Source organism: Streptococcus sp. 1449 (assembly GCF_013276805.1).
GTDB lineage: Bacteria > Bacillota > Bacilli > Lactobacillales > Streptococcaceae > Streptococcus > Streptococcus pseudopneumoniae.
Genome location: NZ_VMLS01000022.1, coordinates 1 through 20,487 on the forward strand (window position 1 = coordinate 1; position 20,487 = coordinate 20,487).

At 40.0% G+C, this 20,487-nt stretch carries 20 protein-coding genes and 1 pseudogene; 13 read left to right on the forward strand and 8 right to left on the reverse strand.

What is annotated here, in order from left to right; genetic code table 11:
• Nucleotides 1–507: 507 nt before the first annotated feature.
• From HT687_RS05930 to HT687_RS05940, 3 genes are read left to right on the forward strand one after another with little or no spacing between them, the layout of a single operon-like run.
• A complete protein-coding gene (locus HT687_RS05930; RefSeq protein WP_023936784.1) occupies nt 508–1,593 on the forward strand; it encodes an AAA family ATPase in 1,086 nt (361 codons plus the stop codon).
• Nucleotides 1,577–2,356, forward strand: coding sequence for a nicotinamide riboside transporter PnuC (pnuC, locus tag HT687_RS05935; protein ID WP_000736870.1), 780 nt, complete (start codon nt 1,577–1,579; stop codon nt 2,354–2,356). Before HT687_RS05930 ends, pnuC begins: the two co-directional genes overlap by 17 nt.
• A gap of 1 nt (nt 2,357) precedes the next feature.
• Nucleotides 2,358–3,128 carry an NUDIX hydrolase gene (locus HT687_RS05940; protein ID WP_023936782.1) on the forward strand — a complete coding sequence of 257 codons (771 nt, stop codon included), beginning with the start codon at nt 2,358–2,360 and terminating at the stop codon, nt 3,126–3,128.
• Between the two features lie 73 nt (nt 3,129–3,201).
• Here HT687_RS05940 and HT687_RS11860 read toward each other — a convergent pair.
• A pseudogene (locus tag HT687_RS11860) lies at nt 3,202–3,431 on the reverse strand (hypothetical protein).
• Nucleotides 3,432–3,718: 287 nt separating this feature from the next.
• Here HT687_RS11860 and HT687_RS05945 point away from each other — a divergent pair.
• Nucleotides 3,719–4,417: a hypothetical protein gene (locus HT687_RS05945; RefSeq protein WP_023936780.1), complete on the forward strand. Its 699-nt coding sequence runs from the start codon at nt 3,719–3,721 to the stop codon at nt 4,415–4,417.
• Nucleotides 4,418–4,487: 70 nt separating this feature from the next.
• Here HT687_RS05945 and dusB read toward each other — a convergent pair whose 3' ends face one another.
• Together dusB and hslO are read right to left on the reverse strand one after the other, a co-directional pair.
• Nucleotides 4,488–5,468, reverse strand: coding sequence for a tRNA dihydrouridine synthase DusB (dusB, locus tag HT687_RS05950; RefSeq protein WP_000183307.1), 981 nt, complete (start codon nt 5,466–5,468; stop codon nt 4,488–4,490).
• Nucleotides 5,455–6,327: an Hsp33 family molecular chaperone HslO gene (gene hslO / locus HT687_RS05955; RefSeq protein WP_000357839.1), complete on the reverse strand. Its 873-nt coding sequence runs from the start codon at nt 6,325–6,327 to the stop codon at nt 5,455–5,457. The genes dusB and hslO overlap by 14 nt, the downstream gene beginning before the upstream one ends.
• 164 nt (nt 6,328–6,491) lie before the next feature.
• Between hslO and HT687_RS05960 the strand changes: the two genes are divergently transcribed.
• On the forward strand, nt 6,492–7,919 hold the full coding sequence (locus HT687_RS05960) for a helix-turn-helix domain-containing protein (protein WP_172924107.1): 1,428 nt from the start codon (nt 6,492–6,494) through the stop codon (nt 7,917–7,919).
• 133 nt (nt 7,920–8,052) lie between these two features.
• Here HT687_RS05960 and HT687_RS11865 read toward each other — a convergent pair whose 3' ends face one another.
• The 5 genes from HT687_RS11865 to HT687_RS05975 are packed head-to-tail and all read right to left on the reverse strand — an operon-like array spanning nt 8,053 to nt 11,177.
• Nucleotides 8,053–8,331: a DUF6161 domain-containing protein gene (locus tag HT687_RS11865; protein ID WP_345890531.1), complete on the reverse strand. Its 279-nt coding sequence runs from the start codon at nt 8,329–8,331 to the stop codon at nt 8,053–8,055.
• Nucleotides 8,292–8,735, reverse strand: a complete 444-nt coding sequence (locus HT687_RS11870; protein WP_345890532.1) for a DUF6161 domain-containing protein — start codon at nt 8,733–8,735, stop codon at nt 8,292–8,294. The genes HT687_RS11865 and HT687_RS11870 overlap by 40 nt, the downstream gene beginning before the upstream one ends.
• The gene (locus tag HT687_RS11875; RefSeq protein ID WP_226373194.1) at nt 8,720–9,337 is read right to left on the reverse strand and encodes a hypothetical protein; all 618 of its coding nucleotides are present in this window, start codon (nt 9,335–9,337) and stop codon (nt 8,720–8,722) included. The genes HT687_RS11870 and HT687_RS11875 overlap by 16 nt, the downstream gene beginning before the upstream one ends.
• Nucleotides 9,338–9,346: 9 nt before the next feature.
• Nucleotides 9,347–10,333, reverse strand: a complete 987-nt coding sequence (locus tag HT687_RS05970) for an adenine-specific methyltransferase EcoRI family protein (protein ID WP_023936772.1) — start codon at nt 10,331–10,333, stop codon at nt 9,347–9,349.
• A 4-nt stretch (nt 10,334–10,337) separates the two neighbouring features.
• Nucleotides 10,338–11,177 (reverse strand): EcoRI family type II restriction endonuclease, encoded by an 840-nt coding sequence (locus HT687_RS05975; protein ID WP_023934038.1) that lies wholly within the window; start codon nt 11,175–11,177, stop codon nt 10,338–10,340.
• A 317-nt stretch (nt 11,178–11,494) separates the two neighbouring features.
• On the opposite strand from HT687_RS05975, the gene glpK reads away from it, so the two are divergent.
• From glpK to dltD, 8 genes are all read left to right on the forward strand, one after another.
• Entirely contained in the window at nt 11,495–13,003 is a 1,509-nt protein-coding gene (glpK, locus tag HT687_RS05980; RefSeq protein WP_000076800.1) for a glycerol kinase GlpK, read from the forward strand.
• A 41-nt stretch (nt 13,004–13,044) separates the two neighbouring features.
• Complete coding sequence (gene glpO, locus HT687_RS05985) at nt 13,045–14,871, forward strand: type 1 glycerol-3-phosphate oxidase (RefSeq protein WP_023936767.1); 1,827 nt, start codon at nt 13,045–13,047, stop codon at nt 14,869–14,871.
• A gap of 69 nt (nt 14,872–14,940) precedes the next feature.
• A complete protein-coding gene (locus HT687_RS05990) occupies nt 14,941–15,645 on the forward strand; it encodes an MIP/aquaporin family protein (RefSeq protein ID WP_031233680.1) in 705 nt (234 codons plus the stop codon).
• Nucleotides 15,646–15,977: 332 nt separating this feature from the next.
• Entirely contained in the window at nt 15,978–16,109 is a 132-nt protein-coding gene (locus HT687_RS05995; protein WP_000813667.1) for a teichoic acid D-Ala incorporation-associated protein DltX, read from the forward strand.
• A gap of 20 nt (nt 16,110–16,129) precedes the next feature.
• On the forward strand, nt 16,130–17,680 hold the full coding sequence (dltA, locus tag HT687_RS06000) for a D-alanine--poly(phosphoribitol) ligase subunit DltA (RefSeq protein ID WP_023936763.1): 1,551 nt from the start codon (nt 16,130–16,132) through the stop codon (nt 17,678–17,680).
• Nucleotides 17,677–18,921, forward strand: a complete 1,245-nt coding sequence (gene dltB / locus HT687_RS06005) for a D-alanyl-lipoteichoic acid biosynthesis protein DltB (protein WP_023936761.1) — start codon at nt 17,677–17,679, stop codon at nt 18,919–18,921. Before dltA ends, dltB begins: the two co-directional genes overlap by 4 nt.
• A gap of 13 nt (nt 18,922–18,934) precedes the next feature.
• The gene (gene dltC, locus HT687_RS06010) at nt 18,935–19,174 is read left to right on the forward strand and encodes a D-alanine--poly(phosphoribitol) ligase subunit DltC (RefSeq protein WP_000351967.1); all 240 of its coding nucleotides are present in this window, start codon (nt 18,935–18,937) and stop codon (nt 19,172–19,174) included.
• Nucleotides 19,167–20,435 carry a D-alanyl-lipoteichoic acid biosynthesis protein DltD gene (gene dltD, locus HT687_RS06015; protein WP_023936759.1) on the forward strand — a complete coding sequence of 423 codons (1,269 nt, stop codon included), beginning with the start codon at nt 19,167–19,169 and terminating at the stop codon, nt 20,433–20,435. Before dltC ends, dltD begins: the two co-directional genes overlap by 8 nt.
• Nucleotides 20,436–20,487 lie beyond the last annotated feature (52 nt).

Below are 20,487 nucleotides of genomic sequence, written 5' to 3' on the forward strand. Positions count from 1 at the left end.
TGAGGAGCTTTTCCAAGTAAAGAGGCGATTTCTCTATTTGATTTCCCTTCCTTTTTTCATCGTTCGATTAAGCGACGGCTATCGATTGTCAAATGTTTGGCTTTTGTAGTATAATGGTTTTGCATCTCTGTGCCTTTCTTGTGTTTGTGATTGAACAACAAGTATAACACAGAGGTGTTTTCTTATGCCTAGAAGAGCTTTCATTTGACAAGAGGAACCCTTGAAGCAGTTTTGTCAGCTAAACCAAGGCTAATCTTAGCCTTGGCTTGTCAGCCTAACAGCATCAAGCCTCTTATCAAATGAAATCGAGTGCTAGCTATCAGCTAGTTGAACCATCTAATTTTTAGGAGGGCTGGGTGGCTAACTTCATTATAGAACTTTCACTTGGTTCTCTTTTTCGCAATGTTTTTATAAAAATGATAAAAACTATTGACAAAACAAAAATATAGTTTATAATAAAAACATAGATAATAAAAATATCAAAAACTATAAAAAGGCAATGCGTTTATGAAAAAGAAAACAGCAGTGATATTTGGGACATTTGCTCCGCTTCATCAGGGTCATATCGATCTGATCCAGCGAGCCAAGCGGCAGTGTGACCAGGTCTGGGTTGTCGTTTCAGGCTATGAGGGAGATAGAGGGGAGCAGGTAGGTTTAACGCTTCAAAAAAGATTTCGATATATCCGAGAGGCCTTTGGTGATGACGAGTTGACCTCGGTTTGTAAGTTAGATGAGACCAATCTTCCCCGTTACCCTATGGGTTGGCAGGAGTGGTTGGACAAAATGTTAGCGGAGATTTCTTATGATGAAACCCAACAAGAACTGATCTTCTTTGTGGGAGAAGCAGACTATCAGCAAGAATTATCAAATCGTGGCTTTGAGACTGTCTTGCAAGAAAGAAAGTTTGGTATCTCAGAGACTATGATTCGAGAAAACCCAAGCAAATATTGGAAATATATTGCTCAACCCTTCCGACGTCAGTTTACAAAGAAAGTGTTGATTATGGGAAGTGCTAGCAATGGGAAGACCACTCTGGCCAAGGATTTGGCTAGGTATTACGATGCACCAGTCAGCTTGGAATATGCACGTGAGTACCAGATCAAAAACAATGTCCGCGACGATGAATTGACTCCAAAGGATTACTATTATCTCCTGTTGTGGCAGTATGACCAGACCTCTAAGTTAATTGACAGTAATGCCAATAGGGGACTGGTGATAGCAGACACCAACTCCTTAGTAACCAAGGGCTACTATGATTATTACATGGAGTCAGAGGATCAAGGGGACTTATCGGGAGAGACTTTTGATAATCTCTTTGCCTCGATCTTGGCTAAGGAAAAATGGGACTTGATTTTCTTTGTGCAACCTATTGGCTCCTATGTCAATGACGGATTTAGAGATATGACTATGGCAGAAGACCATATTCGTCATAGTTTTTCCCAGCATTTGGACCAGACGAGAGAGCGATATTTAGCAAACATTCCACTAGTTTATCTAGCTGAGGATTATCTAGGAAATTATGAAGCAGCAAAAGTGGATATTGATGCCATTTACCAAGCAGATATAGGAGAAACATATGAAAAAACTAACTGAAAAAATCACACAATTTATCGAAAACTTTAAAAATGTTCATGCAGAAGCTCGCAAAATCGGTTTTGCAGGAATCATGCACTTGCTCTGGAAAGATCTCTTTGTCGGTCGTAGCCTCTTCCAGTGGTTGTATCTCATCGCCTTGTCAAGTGTTCCCTTTATCTTGGAATTCACTCAAAATATAGATAGTCATGATTGGTTAAGCTTGTTTGCATCTTGGACTGGGATTGTCTGTGTTATCTTGGTAGCAGAAGGTCGTGCAAGCAATTATCTCTTTGGGGCTATTAACTCTGCTATCTATTTGATTTTGGCCATGGATGCGACTTTTTATGGCGAAGTCTTGACGACCGTTTACTTCTTTGTCATGCAGCCGATTGGCCTCTATGCTTGGCTGTCCAACCGTATTAATGACCAAGGAAAAGCAGAAGAATCTCACTTTGAAGCTAAGAAATTATCTATTTTTGATTGGCTCAAGTACTTGGCCTTGACTGCTATCATTTGGATTGGTATGGGCTTGGCTTATCAAAGTATCCATAGTGCTCGCCCTTTCCGTGATAGTGTTACCGATGCGACCAATGGTGTCGGTCAGCTCTTGATGACCCGTCTCTATCGTGAGCAATGGATTTTCTGGATTGCAACCAATCTCTTTAGTATTTATCTCTGGTGGGGTGAAAATATCCACATCCAAGGGATGTACTGGGTTTACACTCTCAATAGTCTAGTAGGTTGGTACCAATGGACCAAGGCAGTTCGTAAGGAGGCATAAAATGACGGACACGATGATTCCAGCAGGGATGGAAAAAGAATATTTTGAAATTCATGCAAGTCAGGAGGAGTTTTTAGATTGGTACTACAAGCAGGAACTCCCTCAATACGAAAAACCAAGTGTGACGGTGGATATGGTAGCCTACTGCTTTGTTGAAGGAAAAATCAAGCTCTTATTAATTCGCCGCAAGGCTCACCCTTATCAAAATTGTTTGGCTCTGGTTGGAGGATTTATGGACAAGGGCGAAGATGCTGCGCATGCCTGTCAGCGTGAGGTGAGAGAAGAAGTCAATCTCGATCTTCCTTTGGAAAAAATCGAGCAATTGATGACCGTATCGACCCCCGGCCGTGACCCACGGGGCTGGACAGTGACCATTGCCCACTTGGTTTATTTGCCTAGTCGTGTATTAGAACTTGTTCAAGCAGGAGACGATGCCAAGGATGTTGTTTTTGTAGATGTCGATTTTCAGACAGGCAAATGCTACCTAGAGGGAGTGGAGTTGGAGGAACAAGCCTTCGCTTTTGACCATTATGCCATTATTCAAGAGTCTATCAAACGAATCCAAGGCCGTCTCGACTGGAATCCGACCTTCCTTTATCTGCTGGAGGAGGAGTTCACTGTCTACGAAGGGACTGAACTGGTCAATCTCATCAACCCCGGTCGTCCAATCGTCAGCAATAACTTTCTCGTAAAATACGGAGAATATGTAGAAGAAGTTGGACTCAAACGAGTGCCTAAAAAGAAACCAAGAAAAACCTATCGATTGAAATAAAAAACGAGGTCGGGATAAAGTTCCTGACCTCTTTGTTTGCCTTTATTAGTTTGCTTTGCTGTTGCGACTGTTTTTAGGGATAGTTATCTTTCTTAGAATTGCTCAACATGTGAGTAAAAAGTCTTTGTATCGATACTTGAGATATTTTTCGTGTAGGAATAACAAAGCTATATAGAAAATCATAAAGACTGTGGTCAGATAGAAGATATCAAACGAAGTTTTGCCATAGTGAGTTGCGGATTTATAGGAACCAATTGCTCCCAAAATCAACCAAGGAAGATACTTGAAATACTTATTTAGTATAAGAGTGCACTTCCTATATTCTATTTCACTGTTATTATATTCCTTTGCAGCTAAATATGTAAGCGATTAAATAAGAGCGATTTAAAAAATTTTAAACAAAATAGGAATTTTTCTCTGTTTTTTCTATTAGATTACGAATAGAAGAGTAGGAGGAGTAAAGGTGTTTAAATTATGTGAGATTTTTAAAATAGTTTAAATAAATTATTGACATATTTAAATCTAAATGTTACAATTCCATTACAAAAAGATTTCTTTATATTTCTAAAATATTACAAAGGAGTAGAAAAATGAAAAAGAAAACCTATATCAAATTGATGGTAGCAACTGTATTGGCTTCTACCTTGCTACTGGGAGCTTGTGGAAATAAAAAGGAAACAACTCAAGCAAGCAGTTCTGCTAAGATAAGCCAGTCATCAAGCTCTAAAGCAGCCTCTTCTAGCAAAGAAAGCAAGACTCAGAAGTCCTCAACTTCAGCTTCATCTGAAAAGGCCAAGGCATCTACTGATCAATCTTCAGCAACTGCAAGGCCATCACAAGTGGCACCTGCACCAGAGCAAAGACAAGGTCAAGAAGTGTCTAATCAACAGGCAGCTAGTCAACAAACTCCTGCTCAGGCTCCTTCAACTCAACAGGCTCCTCAATCCCAGTCTAACCAATCAAGCTATGATCCTACAACTGACCGCAAACTTCAAGACAAACAAGCAGAGCAAAATAAACGCTACAAGGGTGTTTTAACCATGGTAGATGGTGATTTCTCAGCTGCAGCGGGCAATTGGAAGGGAGCAAATGGCGAAACCATCACAGTTTCATCAGGAGGTCAATTCACAGTAGAATCTGCTGATGGAAAGAAAGAAAACTACTCTATCAGAGGCTACTCTTATACTCTTGATGATGGCAAGTATAATGCCAAAATTGGTGGAGGAAAAATCATCCAAATTACAACAGGAGCGGATGGCAAGGTTTCCAGTGTTGCTTTGAGTCAATAATAACCCTTAGTATTTGAATTTTTACAGTCAAAAACCCGTAACCTTTAAGAGAGTTACGGGTTTTGGTCTATTAAGCCTTATCCAATTGCAAGAGGGCTTCAATCTCTGCTAGGGTGCTAGCTTGCGAAATGGCTCCACGGAGTTTGGCAGCGCCAGATGTTCCACGGAGATAGTGAGGAGCGAGGCCACGGAATTCACGAACTGCGACGTTTTCTCCTTTGAGGTTAATCAATCGTTTCAAGTGTTCGTAGGCGATTTTCATCTTATCTTCAAAGGTCAAATCAGGTAGGATTTCTCCTGTTTCAAAGTAATGGTTGATTTGGTTGAAGAGGTAGGGATTTCCTATGGCAGCGCGGCCAATCATGACTGCATCAGCACCGACTTCTTCAATGCGTTGTTTGGCTTCTTGAACTGTACGGATGTCACCGTTGGCGATGAAGGGAATCTTGGTCAGAGCTTGGGCAACCTTGTGCAGGGTCTCAAGGTCTGCGTGACCTGTATACATTTGCTCACGGGTACGGCCATGCATGGCGAGGGCAGAAACACCTGCTGCTTCAGCAGCCAGGGCATTTTCTACTGCAAGAGATGGGTCAGCCCAGCCGGTACGCATCTTGACAGTAAGTGGAATATCAAGGACAGATTGGACCTTGTTGATAATAGAGTAGATCTTGTCTGGATCCTTGAGCCACATAGCGCCAGCTTCGTTCTTCACGATTTTATTAACTGGGCAGCCCATGTTGATATCGACGATATCGGTTTTGGTGTTTTCTTGGATGAATTCTGCTGCGCGTGCGAGGCTGTCTTCATCGCTACCAAAAAGTTGGATAGAGACAGGGTTTTCGCCTTCATCGATATGAAGCATGTGCAGGGTTTTTTCGTTGTTGTATTGGATTCCCTTGTCAGAGACCATTTCCATTACAACGAGTCCAGCTCCGAGCTCTTTTGCGATGGTACGAAAGGCTGAGTTGGTCACGCCAGCCATAGGCGCTAAAACGGTACGATTGGGAATCTCAACATTGCCAATCATAAAAGGTGTATTAAGATTTGTCACGAATGAGTTCCTCCAGGTCCTTCTCATCAAAGTTGTAAGTAGTTTGGCAGAATTGACAAGTGATTTCTGCCCCGTGGTCTTCCTCTTTCATTTCCTGTAAGTCTGAGCTTGGAAGGCTGGCAAGAGCGTTCATAAAGCGTTCATGGCTACAGTCACATTGGAAACGGATTTCTTCTTCAGAAAGACGCTTGTAGGCTTCGTCCCCGTAGATAGCCTTGAGGAGGGCTTCGATATGGTCGTCGCTTTCGAGAAGAGTAGAGATAGCTGGCATTTCTTGGATGCGTTTTTCAAAGCGGGCAATCTCTTCTTCCTTGGCTCCCGGCAAGACTTGAACTAGGAAACCACCTGCAACCTTGACCTTGTCTTCCTCGTCCAAAAGGACATTGAGACCGACTGCTGAAGGCGTTTGTTGGCTTTCAGTCAGGTAAAAGGCCAGGTCTTCACCAATCTCTCCAGAGATGAGTGGGGTCAAGGAAGTATAAGGATTTCCAATGCCGTAGTCTGTGATAACGAGAAATTGACCATTTCCAACAAAAGGTCCGACTAGAACTTCACCAGTTGCGGTCTTTTTAATGTCAACACCAGGATTTTGAACGTAACCTTTAACGTTCCCCTTGGTATCAGCGACCGTGATGATGGCACCTAGAGAGCTAGATCCCAACACCTTAACTGTTAGTTTGGTATTTCCTTTTTCATTGGCTGCGAGAATCTGGCTGGCGATAAGAGTTCGACCAAGTGCTACAGTTGAGCTAGCTTGGGTTTGATGTTTTTCTTGAGCAGTGCGGACGGTTTCTGTGCTGTCAAGGACAAAAGCACGAAAGGCTCCGCTTTCTGATATAGTTTTAATAATTTTATCCATAGCTACTATTTTAGCATAAAAATGCCCAAAGGGGGAGCCGTGTGTTTGCTGATTTTCAGGATAATGGACTAGGAAATCAGCAGGTAAATAAAAAGAGAAACAGATTATTTCAGCATTTGTAAGATTTATGCTATGCTTAAGGTAGAAAATGAAAGGGGTAACAAATGTATTTAGGAGATTTGATGGAGAAGGCCGAGTGTGGTCAATTTTCAATCCTTTCCTTTCTATTACAAGAGTCTCAGACGACCGTCAAGGCTGTAATGGAAGAAACAGGATTTTCAAAAGCAACCCTAACCAAATATGTCACCCTGCTCAATGACAAGGCTTTGGATAGTGGCTTAGAGCTGACTATTCACTTAGAAGATGAAAATCTGCGTCTGTCTATCGGTGCAGCTACCAAGGGGAGAGAGATTCGGAGCCTGTTTTTGGAGAATGCTGTTAAATACCAGATTGTGGTCTATCTTCTCTACCACCAACAGTTTTTAGCCCATCAATTGGCTCAAGAATTGATGATTAGTGAGGCAACGCTTGGTCGTCACTTGGCTAGTCTAAATCAGATTTTGTCAGAATTTGATTTATCCATCCAAAATGGACGTTGGCGAGGTCCAGAGCATCAGATTCGCTATTTCTATTTCTGTCTTTTCCGCAAGGTCTGGTCGAGTCAGGAGTGGGAAGGTCACATGCAGAAACCAGAGAGAAAACAGGAGATTGCCACTTTAGAAGAAATCTGCGGTGCAAGTTTGTCTTCGGGTCAGAAATTGGACTTGGTTCTCTGGGCTCATATCAGTCAACAACGTCTTCGGGTCAATGCTTGTCAGTTTCAAGTGATAGAAGAGAAAATGCGAGGGTATTTTGACAATATTTTCTACCTTCGTTTGCATCGAAAGGCTCCGTCCTTTTTTGCTGGGCAACACCTTCCTCTAGGAACTGAGGATGGTGAGATGATGATATTCTTCTCTTTCCTCCTGTCTCATCGCATTCTTCCTCTTCATACAATGGAATATATCCTTGGTTTTGGAGGGCAGTTGGTAGATTTACTGACGCAATTGATTCAAGAAATGAAGAAGGAGGAGTTGCTGGGCGGTTATACAGAGGATCATGTTACCTATGAACTCAGTCAGCTTTGTGCTCAAGTCTATCTATACAAGGGCTATATTTTACAGGATCGCTATAAGTACCAGTTAGAGAATCGTCATCCTTATTTGCTGATGGAACATGATTTTAGGGGAACGGCAGAGGAGATTTTTCATGCTTTGCCTGCCTTTCAGCAGGGGACGGATTTGGATAAGAAAATTCTCTGGGAATGGCTCCAGTTGATAGAATATATGGCTGAAAATGGTGGCCAGCATATGCGAATTGGTTTGGATTTGACATCTGGTTTTCTTGTCTTTTCAAGGATGGTAGCCATTTTGAAACGGTATTTGGAATACAACCGTTTTATTACCATTGAAGCCTATGACCGAACTCGGCATTATGATTTGCTGGTTACCAATAATCCGATTCATAAGAAGGAACAGACCCCAGTTTATTATTTAAAAAACGACTTGGATTTGGAAGATTTGGCAGGGATTCGTCAGTTATTGTTTAGTTAAAGAAGATGGCAAAAAAACTCAATTTTAGGAGAAAAAGAAGTAAAATTTTCTGCAATAAAACGCATATTATCGAGTCTTTTCAACACTTGACAATATGCGTTTGTTTGACTTTAAATTCTTTTTGCTCAGCCTTTTATTTTATATTCTTAGACAAAATTGCTAGAATTACCTCGTTATCATTTGTGTTATCTACTTTAATAAGACCTGTATCAATTCTACTAAATAATGAATTAATAATGATTAGTCTTTCCTCTTTATCAATATTTGTACCAGCATAAGTCAAAGATTGATAAAATCTAGTTAAAGCTGCTTTCTGTTTGTATTCGGTGGCTAAATGATGATTTGACATTACGATTTTTACCAGTATTCTAATTATATAGATAAAGAAATAACAGAAATAAATACGAATGATTCTGAAAGAAAAGGAATTTCTTTGATGATATCTAAAGAATAATTATGTATAACTGTAATTAATTTTGTCGAAGTAAAAATTAAAGCTAGTACAGTTACAATAAGGATGATAGTCCAATTTCTAGCCTGCTTTATATATTCTGTAGCACGTTTATTCCAGAGTTGTTCGGGTGCCTCCAATGATAGTTTATTCTTATAAGTCTCCTCTAAATGTTCAAGTTTATCTTTCTTTTCCTTTTGCCAACGATTTATTGAGCTTTGAAACTCTTTTAATTCTATGGCCTTATCATCAAATTGTTGTTGAATATCATTGTATCTGTTTTCGATAAAAGAGGTAATTTCTTTATATTGTTCATTAGAATTATCAGAAATTTCTTGTAACTTACTGGTTAATGGATATATAATATTTTTTCAAAGTCGAATATATTTTCCCTAATATTAGAGAACTGTTTTCTAAGTAAATACAGAGCCGGATAGAATTGGTATGGATAAGAGCTTGAAAAATAATTGCCTATAGAACTTATATTCTTAGAGAGATAGATGTAACTTCTTATCGCTTCTGTAAGATTGTCTGTTGTTTGCTCTATATAGAATGAAACAAAACTCTTTATTTTTCGAATTTCTAAATCTTTATCAATAGGTGAATCAATTGATAGTATGTAAACAAGCTTCCCTTGCTCAGTAGTTTCACGACTACTTGACAAGTTATAATAAAGATAGTTATTTATAGTATCCGTATTTAAGTCGTCAATCTCAGAAAGAAATTTCCTTATGCCATTTATCTTATTATTCATGATTTGCCAATTTGAATAATAATTAGATGGTGCTTTTTCTGAAACAATCTTCCAATAGTCAAAATTAGTTTTTATTACTTTTTCAATTTGATCAAAAGTAAACATCGCTTCACGTTCGTTGAAGTTTATAGTATTGTTACTGTTAATTGTAAATCGAAATAAAATTTTATCATCCAAAAAATTAGATATTTGTTTGCTCGTAAAACTCATCATACTACCAGCCTATTTAGTCGTTTGAAACTTCTTATTTTTAATTAATATCCTAAAATAAGTGCTCTTACCATTTATTGATAAATCTTTTCCGTCATCTCCTTTTCGGAATCCAACAATTTCAAATTGATTTGGATTAAACTTATGAAGAAAAGTTATTGGAACTCCCATAACTCCTCGATAATCATAAGGAATATCTACTGTTTTATTGATATTGATACCGTTGTAATTATCGTAGGTTAAATATTGGTCTTCATTATTTTTATACTTTTTGGTAAGAATAATGTCCTCGTGCCTTTTGAAATTATCTAAATTTGTTAGCCATAAACAGTTATTAGGGGAAACAATTCTTTCACCACGTTCATTTATAGTGGTTTCTGTCCCATAGAGTTCATAGTGGTCTGGAACGATAAATCCAGAAATACCACGTCCCATATTTATCCCCATCCAAACTTTATTGTTTTCTATGAGTTTAAAAGTTTCTTTGTAAGTAATAGCATTAATATTGCCAATGATTAAAAATTGTTTATCATATTGAACAACTTGTGCAAGGAAGTCTCTGAAAAGTGAAAATGGTGGATTTGTTACCACTATATCTGCTTCTTTTAATAGTTTCATACTTTCCTCACTGCGGAAATCACCGTCACCTTTAAAAAATGTTACGTCATTTAGACTGGGAATAATGACCTCTTCTTTTTTCCCAGTGTATTCATAGTAAAAGCCATTTGAAATTTCTGAATTTAAGCTAAATAAATCAAATTGTTGTTCGATATAACAGGATGCAATCAGCTTTTTCAAACCAAGTTCATTAAAATTTTGAGCAAAATATCTATAAAAATTGCTAGTTCTGGGGTCATCACAATTGCAAAATATAATTTTGTTTTTGAAATGTACCTTGTAATGATGTAACTCCCTATCTATATCTTGTAGTTGAGTATAGAACTCATCATTTTTATTTTTTTTTGCCTTTCTTAAAAAATCATTTTCGTTTTTTCTCATTATCTTATTCCATACTCCTTGTTAATTGGTTAAAAATATCGCTTCCCAAAACTTTAAGAGACGTCTTAGCAACATCTAACATTATATTAAACATTTCCTGAGGATTCCAGTGACTTCCATCACCAGTTGTATAGATAGAGGTTGCTTGAAGCATTATTGATTTGTCTTTATTTTTTATAAATTTATTTTTGCACAAATTAGTATTGATTGGCATGCCGTAATTGGCAGCAGTTAGTCTGTCTAAGCGGTTTAGTATTCCTGAGTCATGTTCAAGTATAACAGACCGTCCGTCTGGCCGTATTACAGAGATAGTTTGCGTTAAAAAATTAGAACCTTCTAGAAAAATAATATAAGGGAAGTGTTCCTCGGATAGCATAAAATTTGCTATTTCAGCAATATTTTTATGTGAGCGTTCAATAGCATTTCCGGCAGCCATTAAATCTTGGTCGTTGTTTTTTCCTACTAGTTTACCTGATTTAATATTTTCAATATCTTTTCCTTGATGTTTAGCTTCTGTTACTAGAACTACACGCCAACTGCCTGAATCATCTTTTACCTCAATGATACCGCCGTCAGGAATAATACTTGCATTCTGTGTAAATAAAGTTTTTCCTAAATCTTTATCCAGCTTACTAAGATAATGATTAATCTCCTTTTTACTAACTGATTTTCTAAATCTAAACTCTAACATCGGATATAATTCCTCTAGTTTCGATTTTACTAGATGAGAGATAGTGCCTACGGCAATATCATGAGATTTTGCATCTTCTCCGAATATACCTACTACTCCTCTTGAATCTTTATGTTGGTTAGTTAGACGATTAGATTGATTCTTTTTAGCCATAAAATTCTCCCCTTTTTTATATTTTGAGGTGTTTTTAGTTATTAACAATATTATATCACACTATGAATGGGTATTAAATAATTGCATTATGTAAACTTTTCATATCGTAAATCTTAGCAAAAATACTCTTATTAGCTACTTCTTCATTAAAATAGGTTATTAAATCTAACTTTTGAGGCCTTTTTTGTGAAATTCACACAATCTCCTCACATTTTTTAAAAAATTAAAAAAAGTTGATGAACAGGAAAGCGCTTTATTTTGTATACTAGTAAGTGTAAAGAGGGAACACCTCAAGATCTTTATCAGGAGGACAGCACATGTCACAAGAAAAATACATCATGGCCATTGACCAGGGAACTACAAGTTCTCGTGCCATCATTTTCAACAAAAAAGGGGAAAAGGTTAGCTCGAGTCAAAAAGAGTTTACCCAGATTTTCCCTCAGGCAGGTTGGGTAGAGCACAATGCCAATGAAATTTGGAATTCCGTCCAGTCTGTTATTGCTGGAGCTTTCATCGAAAGTGGTGTGAAACCAAGTCAGATTGAGGCAATCGGGATTACCAACCAACGTGAAACAACGGTCGTTTGGGATAAGAAAACAGGACTTCCTATCTACAATGCTATCGTTTGGCAATCACGTCAGACAGCTCCTCTGGCTGAACAGCTGAAAAGCCAAGGTTATGTGGAAAAATTCCATGAAAAGACTGGTTTGATTATTGATGCTTATTTCTCTGCTACCAAGGTTCGTTGGATTTTGGATCATGTAGAGGGCGCTCAAGAGCGAGCAGAAAAAGGGGAATTGCTCTTTGGTACTATCGATACTTGGTTGGTTTGGAAATTGACTGACGGTGCGACTCACGTGACTGACTACTCAAATGCAGCTCGTACCATGCTTTATAACATTAAAGAACTCAAATGGGATGATGAGATTTTGGAAATTCTCAACATTCCGAAGGCTATGCTGCCAGAAGTTCGTTCTAACTCTGAAATCTACGGTAAGACAGCGCCATTCCATTTCTACGGTGGACAAGTGCCAATTTCTGGTATGGCTGGGGACCAACAAGCAGCCCTCTTTGGACAGTTGGCCTTTGAACCTGGTATGGTCAAGAATACTTATGGAACAGGATCTTTCATCATCATGAATACTGGTGAAGAAATGCAGTTGTCTGAAAACAACCTCTTGACAACCATTGGTTACGGAATCAACGGTAAGGTTTATTATGCCTTGGAAGGTTCTATCTTCATCGCAGGAAGTGCTATTCAGTGGCTTCGTGATGGTCTTCGCATGGTTGAAAATTCACCAGAATCTGAAAAATATGCTCGTGATTCTCACAATGATGATGAAGTTTATGTCGTTCCAGCCTTTACAGGACTAGGAGCACCATACTGGAACCAAAATGCTCGCGGTTCTGTCTTTGGTTTGACTCGTGGAACAAGCAAAGAAGACTTTATCAAGGCAACTCTTCAATCAATTGCTTATCAAGTACGTGATATTATTGACACAATGCAGGTGGATGCTCAAACAGCTATTCAAGTATTGAAAGTGGATGGAGGTGCAGCCATGAATAACTTCCTCATGCAGTTCCAAGCTGATATTTTAGGCATTGACATTGCACGCGCTAAAAACTTGGAAACAACAGCTCTAGGAGCAGCCTTCCTAGCAGGTTTGTCAGTAGGTTACTGGAAAAACTTGGATGAGTTGAAACTTTTGAACGAGACAGGAGAACTCTTTGAACCATCGATGAACGAATCGCGCAAGGAACAACTCTACAAGGGCTGGAAGAAGGCTGTGAAAGCAACGCAAGTCTTTGCGGAAGTAGACGACTAATACTGGCAGAATAAAGCGATTTATTTAGAAGGTGTGTAAATATGGAATTTTCAAAGAAAACACGTGAATGGTCAATTAAAAAAATGCAGGAACGCACCCTGGATCTCTTGATTATCGGTGGAGGAATCACAGGGGCTGGTGTAGCCTTGCAGGCGGCAGCTAGCGGTCTTGAGACCGGTTTGATTGAAATGCAGGACTTCGCAGAAGGAACATCCAGCCGTTCAACAAAATTGGTTCACGGCGGTCTTCGCTACCTCAAACAATTCGACGTAGAAGTAGTATCAGATACGGTTTCAGAACGTGCAGTAGTACAACAAATTGCTCCACACATTCCAAAACCAGACCCAATGCTCTTACCAGTTTACGATGAAGATGGAGCGACCTTTAGCCTCTTCCGTCTTAAAGTAGCCATGGACTTGTACGACCTCTTGGCAGGTGTCAACAATACACCAGCTGCTAACAAGGTTTTGAGTAAGAATCAAGTCTTGGAACGCCAGTCAAACTTGAAGAAAGAAGGCTTGGTAGGAGGTGGAGTGTATCTTGACTTCCGTAACAACGATGCGCGTCTCGTGATTGAAAACATCAAACGTGCCAACCAAGACGGTGCCCTCATTGCCAACCACGTGAAGGCAGAAGGCTTCCTCTTTGACGAAAGTGGCAAGATTACAGGTGTTGTAGCTCGTGATCTCTTGACAGACCAAGTATTTGAAATCAAGGCCCGTCTGGTTATTAATACAACAGGTCCTTGGAGTGATAAAGTACGTAATTTGTCTAATAAGGGAACGCAATTCTCACAAATGCGCCCAACTAAGGGAGTTCACTTGGTAGTGGATTCAAGCAAAATCAAGGTTTCACAGCCAGTTTACTTTGACACAGGTTTGGGTGACGGTCGTATGGTCTTTGTTCTCCCACGTGAAAACAAGACTTACTTTGGTACAACTGATACAGACTACACAGGTGATTTGGAGCATCCAAAAGTAACTCAAGAAGATGTAGATTACCTACTTGGTATTGTCAACAACCGCTTCCCAGAAGCGAATATTACAGTTGCTGACATTGAAAGTAGCTGGGCAGGTCTTCGTCCATTGATTGCAGGGAACAGTGCCTCTGACTATAATGGTGGAAATAACGGTACCATCAGTGATGAAAGCTTTGACAACTTGATTGCGACTGTTGAATCTTATCTCTCCAAAGAAAAAACACGTGAAGATGTTGAGTCTGCTGTCAGCAAGCTTGAAAGTAGCACATCTGAGAAACATTTGGATCCATCTGCAGTTTCTCGTGGGTCTAGCTTGGACCGTGATGATAATGGTCTCTTGACTCTTGCTGGTGGTAAAATCACAGACTACCGTAAGATGGCTGAAGGAGCTATGGAGCGCGTGGTTGATATCCTCAAAGCAGAATTTGACCGTAGCTTTAAACTCATCAACTCGAAGACTTACCCTGTTTCAGGTGGAGAATTGAATCCAGCAAATGTGGACTCAGAAATCGAAGCCTTTGCGCAACTTGGAGTTTCACGTGGCTTGGATAGCAAGGAAGCCCATTACCTAGCAAATCTTTACGGTTCAAATGCACCGAAAGTCTTTGCCCTTGCTCACAGCTTGGAACAAGCGCCAGGACTCAGTTTGGCAGATACTTTGTCCCTTCACTATGCAATGCGCAACGAGTTGACTCTTAGCCCGGTTGACTTCCTTCTTCGTCGTACCAACCATATGCTCTTTATGCGTGATAGTTTGGACAGCATCGTTGAGCCAGTTTTGGATGAAATGGGACGATTCTATGACTGGACAGAAGAAGAAAAAGCAACTTACCGTGCTGATGTAAAAGCAGCTCTTGCTAATAATGATTTAGCAGAATTAAAAAATTAAGAAAAAATAAAAGAGGTGGAGGGTAGCAATCCTTGCCGCCCGCCCCTTCTTTTTAATGGAGACAGAAAGATGATGAATGAATTATTTGGAGAATTTTTAGGGACTTTAATCCTGATTCTTCTAGGAAATGGTGTTGTTGCAGGTGTGGTTCTTCCGAAAACCAAGAGCAACAGCTCAGGTTGGATTGTGATTACTATGGGGTGGGGAATTGCAGTTGCGGTTGCAGTATTTGTATCTGGAAAACTTAGTCCAGCTCATTTAAACCCAGCTGTGACCATCGGTGTGGCCTTGAAAGGTGGCCTGCCTTGGGCTTCCGTTTTCCCATACATCCTAGCTCAGTTTGCAGGGGCTATGCTGGGTCAGATTTTGGTTTGGTTGCAATTCAAGCCGCATTATGAGGCAGAAGAAAATGCAGGCAATATCCTGGCAACCTTCAGTACTGGACCAGCCATCAAGGATACTGTATCAAACTTGATTAGTGAAATCCTAGGAACTTTTGTATTGGTATTGACAATCTTTGCTTTGGGACTTTATGACCTTCAAGCAGGAATCGGAACCTTTGCAGTGGGAACGTTGATTGTCGGTATCGGTCTATCACTAGGTGGTACAACAGGTTATGCCTTGAACCCTGCACGTGACCTTGGACCTCGTATCATGCACAGCCTTTTGCCAATTCCAAATAAGGGAGATGGAGACTGGTCTTACGCCTGGATTCCTGTTGTAGGCCCTGTTATCGGAGCAGCCTTGGCAGTGCTTGTATTCTCACTTTTCTAGTTTATACTCTTCGAAAATCTCTTCAAACCACGTCAGCGTCGCCTTACCGTACTCAAGTACAGCTTGCGGCTAGCTTCCTAGTTTGCTCTTTGATTTTCATTGAGTATTAGAAAACAATTATTTTGATAGAGCTTGAGATGGAAATCTCAGGCTTTTTTTTTTTGAAATATACATAGAAAAACCGCATAATCCTTAAAATAAACTGAAATCTATTGAAAACATACGGTAAACAATTGAAAAACTAGTCTATAAAGTGGTACAATAGTAGAAAAATACTATAGTAAGAGTCTATCTTATTTAGCAAAAATTACAGAAATGAATGGTTTTTCTTGATGAAACAGAGAAAAGAATTGTACCTCTTTCTTGGTCGGACAGCCTTGTATTTTCTTATCTTTCTAGGGCTGCTTTACTTCTTTAGCTATCTTGGTCAGGGTCAAGGAAGCTTTATCTATAATGAATTTTAACTTGAAGGAGAATCCCTATTGTGTCAAATAAACCAATAGTAGATATGATTGAAACCATTGAGCATTTTGCTCAGACACAGCCTAGCTATCCTGTTTACAATGTTTTGGGTCAGGAACACACTTATGGAGATTTAAAGGCTGATTCGGATAGTTTGGCTGCAGCCATTGACCAACTAGGCTTGCCTGAGAAGTCTCCTGTGGTCGTTTTTGGTGGCCAAGAATATGAAATGTTGGCAACTTTTGTAGCGCTGACTAAGTCAGGTCACGCCTACATTCCAATTGATAGCCATTCGGCCTTAGAGCGAGTTTCGGCTATTTTAGAAGTAGCAGAGCCAAGCTTGATCATTGCCATTTCAGACTTTCCATTGGAGCAGGTTTCAACACCTATGATGACTCTAGCTCAGGTTCAAGAAGCCTTTGCTCAAGGGAATAACTATGAAATCACACATCCAGTCAAGGGCGATGATAATTACTATATCATCTTTACTTCTGGTACGACTGGTAAGCCAAAGGGAGTGCAGATTTCACATGATAATCTCCTCAGCTTTACCAACTGGATGATTACGGACAAGGAATTTGCGACACCGAGTCGTCCGCAAATGCTGGCTCAACCACCTTATTCTTTTGATCTATCTGTCATGTACTGGGCACCGACCTTGGCACTGGGTGGTACGCTTTTCGCTCTTCCTTCAGCTATTACTCAGGATTTTAAGCAACTCTTTGCGACCATCTTTTCATTGCCAATCGCTATCTGGACTTCAACACCATCCTTTGCGGATATGGCCATGTTGTCTGAAGACTTTAACAGCGAGAAAATGCCAGGAATCACGCATTTCTACTTTGATGGTGAAGAATTGACGGTCAAAACAGCGCAAAAACTGCGTGAGCGATTCCCAAATGCCCGTATTATCAATGCCTACGGCCCAACAGAAGCGACAGTAGCCTTATCAGCAGTTGCTGTGACAGACGAGATGTTGGCGACTCTCAAACGCCTACCAATCGGCTATACCAAGGCTGATTCTCCAACCTTTATCATTGACGAGGACGGCAATAAATTGCCAAATGGTCAACAGGGAGAAATCATTGTTTCTGGACCAGCTGTTTCAAAAGGTTATATGAACAATCCTGAAAAAACAGGGGAAGCCTTCTTTGAATTTGAAGGACTGCCAGCCTATCACACAGGTGATGTGGGAACCATGACAGATGAAGGCTTGCTTCTCTACGGCGGACGCATGGACTTCCAGATTAAGTTCAACGGTTACCGCATTGAGTTAGAAGATGTCTCTCAAAACCTCAACAAGTCTCGCTTTATCGAGTCTGCTGTCGCAGTACCGCGCTATAATAAGGACCACAAGGTGCAAAATCTATTGGCTTATGTCATCTTAAAAGATGGTGTGCGTGAGCAGTTTGAGCGAGATATTGATATTACCAAGGCTATCAAGGAAGATTTAACAGATATTATGATGTCCTACATGATGCCGTCTAAATTCCTTTACCGAGACAGTTTGCCACTGACTCCAAATGGAAAGATTGACATCAAAGGATTGCTTAACGAGGTGAATAAGAGATGATGGAGTTCTTTCAACAGCTTCCTCATTTAGAGCCATATGGCAATCCTCAGTATTTTGTCTATGTGGTTGTTGCAACCTTGCCCATCTTTATCGGTCTCTTTTTCAAGAAACGCTTTGCCTGGTATGAAGTGCTGGTAAGTCTCTTCTTCATCGTCACCATGTTGGTGGGTGGAAAGACAAATCAATTGGCTGCCTTGGGTATTTACCTTTGCTGGGAAATAGTGCTCCTGCTTTTCTACAAGCATTATCGAAAAAGCAAGGATGGCAAGTGGGTCTTCTACTTAGTTAGTTTTCTGTCCCTCCTTCCGATTATCCTTGTCAAGGTGCAGCCAGCTATCAATGGAACGCAGTCTTTGCTTGGATTTTTGGGAATTTCTTACCTGACCTTTCGTTCGGTTGGAATTATCATCGAGCTGAGAGATGGAGTGATTAAGGATTTTACCCTCTGGGAATTCCTTCGTTTCCTTCTCTTCATGCCGACTTTTTCAAGTGGACCAATCGATCGCTTTAAGCGATTTAATGAAAATTATCAGGCCATTCCTGAGCGAGATGAGTTGATGGATATGCTGGATGAATCTGTTCGCTATATCATGTGGGGCTTTTTGTATAAGTTTATCCTAGCTCATGTTTTAGGAGAGACCTTACTCCCTCCTCTGAAGAATCTAGCCCTGCAGTCAGGTGGCTTCTTTAACCTCTATGCCTTGGCAGTTATGTATACCTTTGGTCTGGAGCTCTTCTTTGACTTTGCAGGTTATTCTATGTTTGCCTTAGCCATCTCAAATTTAATGGGAATCCGTAGCCCTATCAACTTTAACAAGCCCTTTTTATCAAGGGATTTGAAGGAGTTTTGGAATCGCTGGCATATGAGTCTGTCTTTCTGGTTCCGTGACTTTGTCTTTATGCGAATGGTCATGGTATTGACCAGAAAGAAGGTCTTTAAAAATCGCAATGTAACCTCAAGTGTAGCCTACGTTGTCAATATGCTAATCATGGGATTTTGGCATGGAGTGACTTGGTACTACATCGCCTATGGACTCTTTCATGGATTAGGCTTGGTCATCAATGACGCTTGGATTCGCAAGAAAAAAACGCTCAATAAGGAGCGGAAAAAAGCAGGGAAGCCTGCTCTACCTGAGAATCGCTGGATTCAGTTGCTTGGCATGGTTGTCACCTTCCATGTCGTCATGCTGTCATTCTTAATCTTTTCTGGATTCTTGAATGATTTATGGTTTAAAAAATAAAAGGAAATAAAATATGGATATCAAATCAGAAGTTATCGAAATTATTGATGAGTTGTTTATGGAAGATGTTTCTGACATGATGGATGAAGATCTTTTTGATGCAGGTGTCTTGGATAGTATGGGAACGGTTGAATTGATTGTGGAGATTGAGAACCGTTTTGACATTCGTGTCCCTGTAACAGAGTTTGGTCGCGACGACTGGAATACAGCTAATAAAATCATAGCTGGTATTGTGGAGCTACAAAATGCTTAAACGCTTATGGATGATCTTCGGACCGGTCTTGATAGCTGGTTTGTTGGTTTTTCTGCTCATTTTCTTTTATCCTACTGAGATGCGTCATAATCTAGGAGCTGAAAAGCGTTCAGCAGTGGCTACTACTATCGATAGTTTTAAGGAGCGAAGTCAAAAAGTCAGAGCACTATCTGATCCAAATACACGTTTTGTTCCCTTCTTTGGCTCTAGTGAATGGCTTCGTTTTGACGGTGCTCATCCTGCGGTATTAGCTGAGAAATACAATCGCTCCTACCGTCCTTATCTTTTAGGACAGAGGGGAGCTGCATCGCTTAACCAGTATTTTGGAATGCAACAGATGTTGCCACAACTGGAGAATAAACAAGTTGTGTATGTTATCTCACCTCAGTGGTTCAGTAAAAATGGCTATGAGCCAGCAGCCTTCCAGCAGTATTTTAATGGAGACCAGTTGACCAGTTTTCTGGAACATCAATCTGGAGATCAGGCTAGCCAATATGCGGCGACTCGCTTACTACAGCAGTTTCCCAACGTAGCTATGAAGGATTTGGTTCAGAAGTTGGCAAGCAAAGAAGAATTGTCGACGGAAGACAATGAGACGATTGAATTATTGGCTCGGTTTAATGAACGCCAGGCTTCCTTTTTTGGACAGTTTTCAGTTAGAGGCTATGTCAATTATGATAAACATGTAGTTAAGTATTTAAAGACCTTGCCAGACCAGTTTTCTTATCAAACTATAGAAGATATTGTTAAAGCAGATGCAGAAAAAAATACTTCTAATAATGATCTGGGAATGGAAAATGATTTCTATAATAAGCAGATCAAGAAGGATTTGAAGAAATTAAAGGATTCTCAGAAAAACTTCACCTACCTCAAATCACCAGAGTATAATGACCTGCAGTTGGTTTTAACACAGTTTTCTAAATCTAAGGTAAACCCAATTTTTATCATTCCACCTGTTAACAAAAAATGGATGGACTACGCTGGTCTACGAGAGGATATGTACCAACAAACGGTGCAGAAGATTCGCTACCAGTTAGAGAGTCAAGGTTTTACCAATATAGCAGATTTTTCTAAGGATGGTGGGGATCCTTTCTTTATGAAGGACACCATTCACCTTGGTTGGTTGGGTTGGTTGGCTTTTGACAAGGCAGTTGATCCTTTCCTATCCAATCCCACACCAGCTCCGACTTACCATCTGAATGAGCGCTTTTTCAGCAAAGACTGGGCGACATACGATGGAGATGTCAAAGAATTTCAATAGATCATAATATAGAAGAGTTCAAGAATGAAGCTGATTTTTACGTTTTTTCTTG

Coding starts and splice junctions, on each gene's coding strand:
- HT687_RS05930 (WP_023936784.1), top strand. CDS start 508: ATGAAAAAGAAAACAGCAGTGATATTTGGGACATTTGCTCCGCTTCAT.
- pnuC (WP_000736870.1), top strand. CDS start 1,577: ATGAAAAAACTAACTGAAAAAATCACACAATTTATCGAAAACTTTAAA.
- HT687_RS05940 (WP_023936782.1), top strand. CDS start 2,358: ATGACGGACACGATGATTCCAGCAGGGATGGAAAAAGAATATTTTGAA.
- HT687_RS05945 (WP_023936780.1), top strand. CDS start 3,719: ATGAAAAAGAAAACCTATATCAAATTGATGGTAGCAACTGTATTGGCT.
- hslO (WP_000357839.1), bottom strand. CDS start 6,327: ATGGATAAAATTATTAAAACTATATCAGAAAGCGGAGCCTTTCGTGCT.
- HT687_RS05960 (WP_172924107.1), top strand. CDS start 6,492: ATGTATTTAGGAGATTTGATGGAGAAGGCCGAGTGTGGTCAATTTTCA.
- HT687_RS11875 (WP_226373194.1), bottom strand. CDS start 9,337: ATGATGAGTTTTACGAGCAAACAAATATCTAATTTTTTGGATGATAAA.
- HT687_RS05970 (WP_023936772.1), bottom strand. CDS start 10,333: ATGAGAAAAAACGAAAATGATTTTTTAAGAAAGGCAAAAAAAAATAAA.
- HT687_RS05975 (WP_023934038.1), bottom strand. CDS start 11,177: ATGGCTAAAAAGAATCAATCTAATCGTCTAACTAACCAACATAAAGAT.
- glpK (WP_000076800.1), top strand. CDS start 11,495: ATGTCACAAGAAAAATACATCATGGCCATTGACCAGGGAACTACAAGT.
- glpO (WP_023936767.1), top strand. CDS start 13,045: ATGGAATTTTCAAAGAAAACACGTGAATGGTCAATTAAAAAAATGCAG.
- HT687_RS05990 (WP_031233680.1), top strand. CDS start 14,941: ATGATGAATGAATTATTTGGAGAATTTTTAGGGACTTTAATCCTGATT.
- HT687_RS05995 (WP_000813667.1), top strand. CDS start 15,978: ATGAAACAGAGAAAAGAATTGTACCTCTTTCTTGGTCGGACAGCCTTG.
- dltB (WP_023936761.1), top strand. CDS start 17,677: ATGATGGAGTTCTTTCAACAGCTTCCTCATTTAGAGCCATATGGCAAT.
- dltC (WP_000351967.1), top strand. CDS start 18,935: ATGGATATCAAATCAGAAGTTATCGAAATTATTGATGAGTTGTTTATG.
- dltD (WP_023936759.1), top strand. CDS start 19,167: ATGCTTAAACGCTTATGGATGATCTTCGGACCGGTCTTGATAGCTGGT.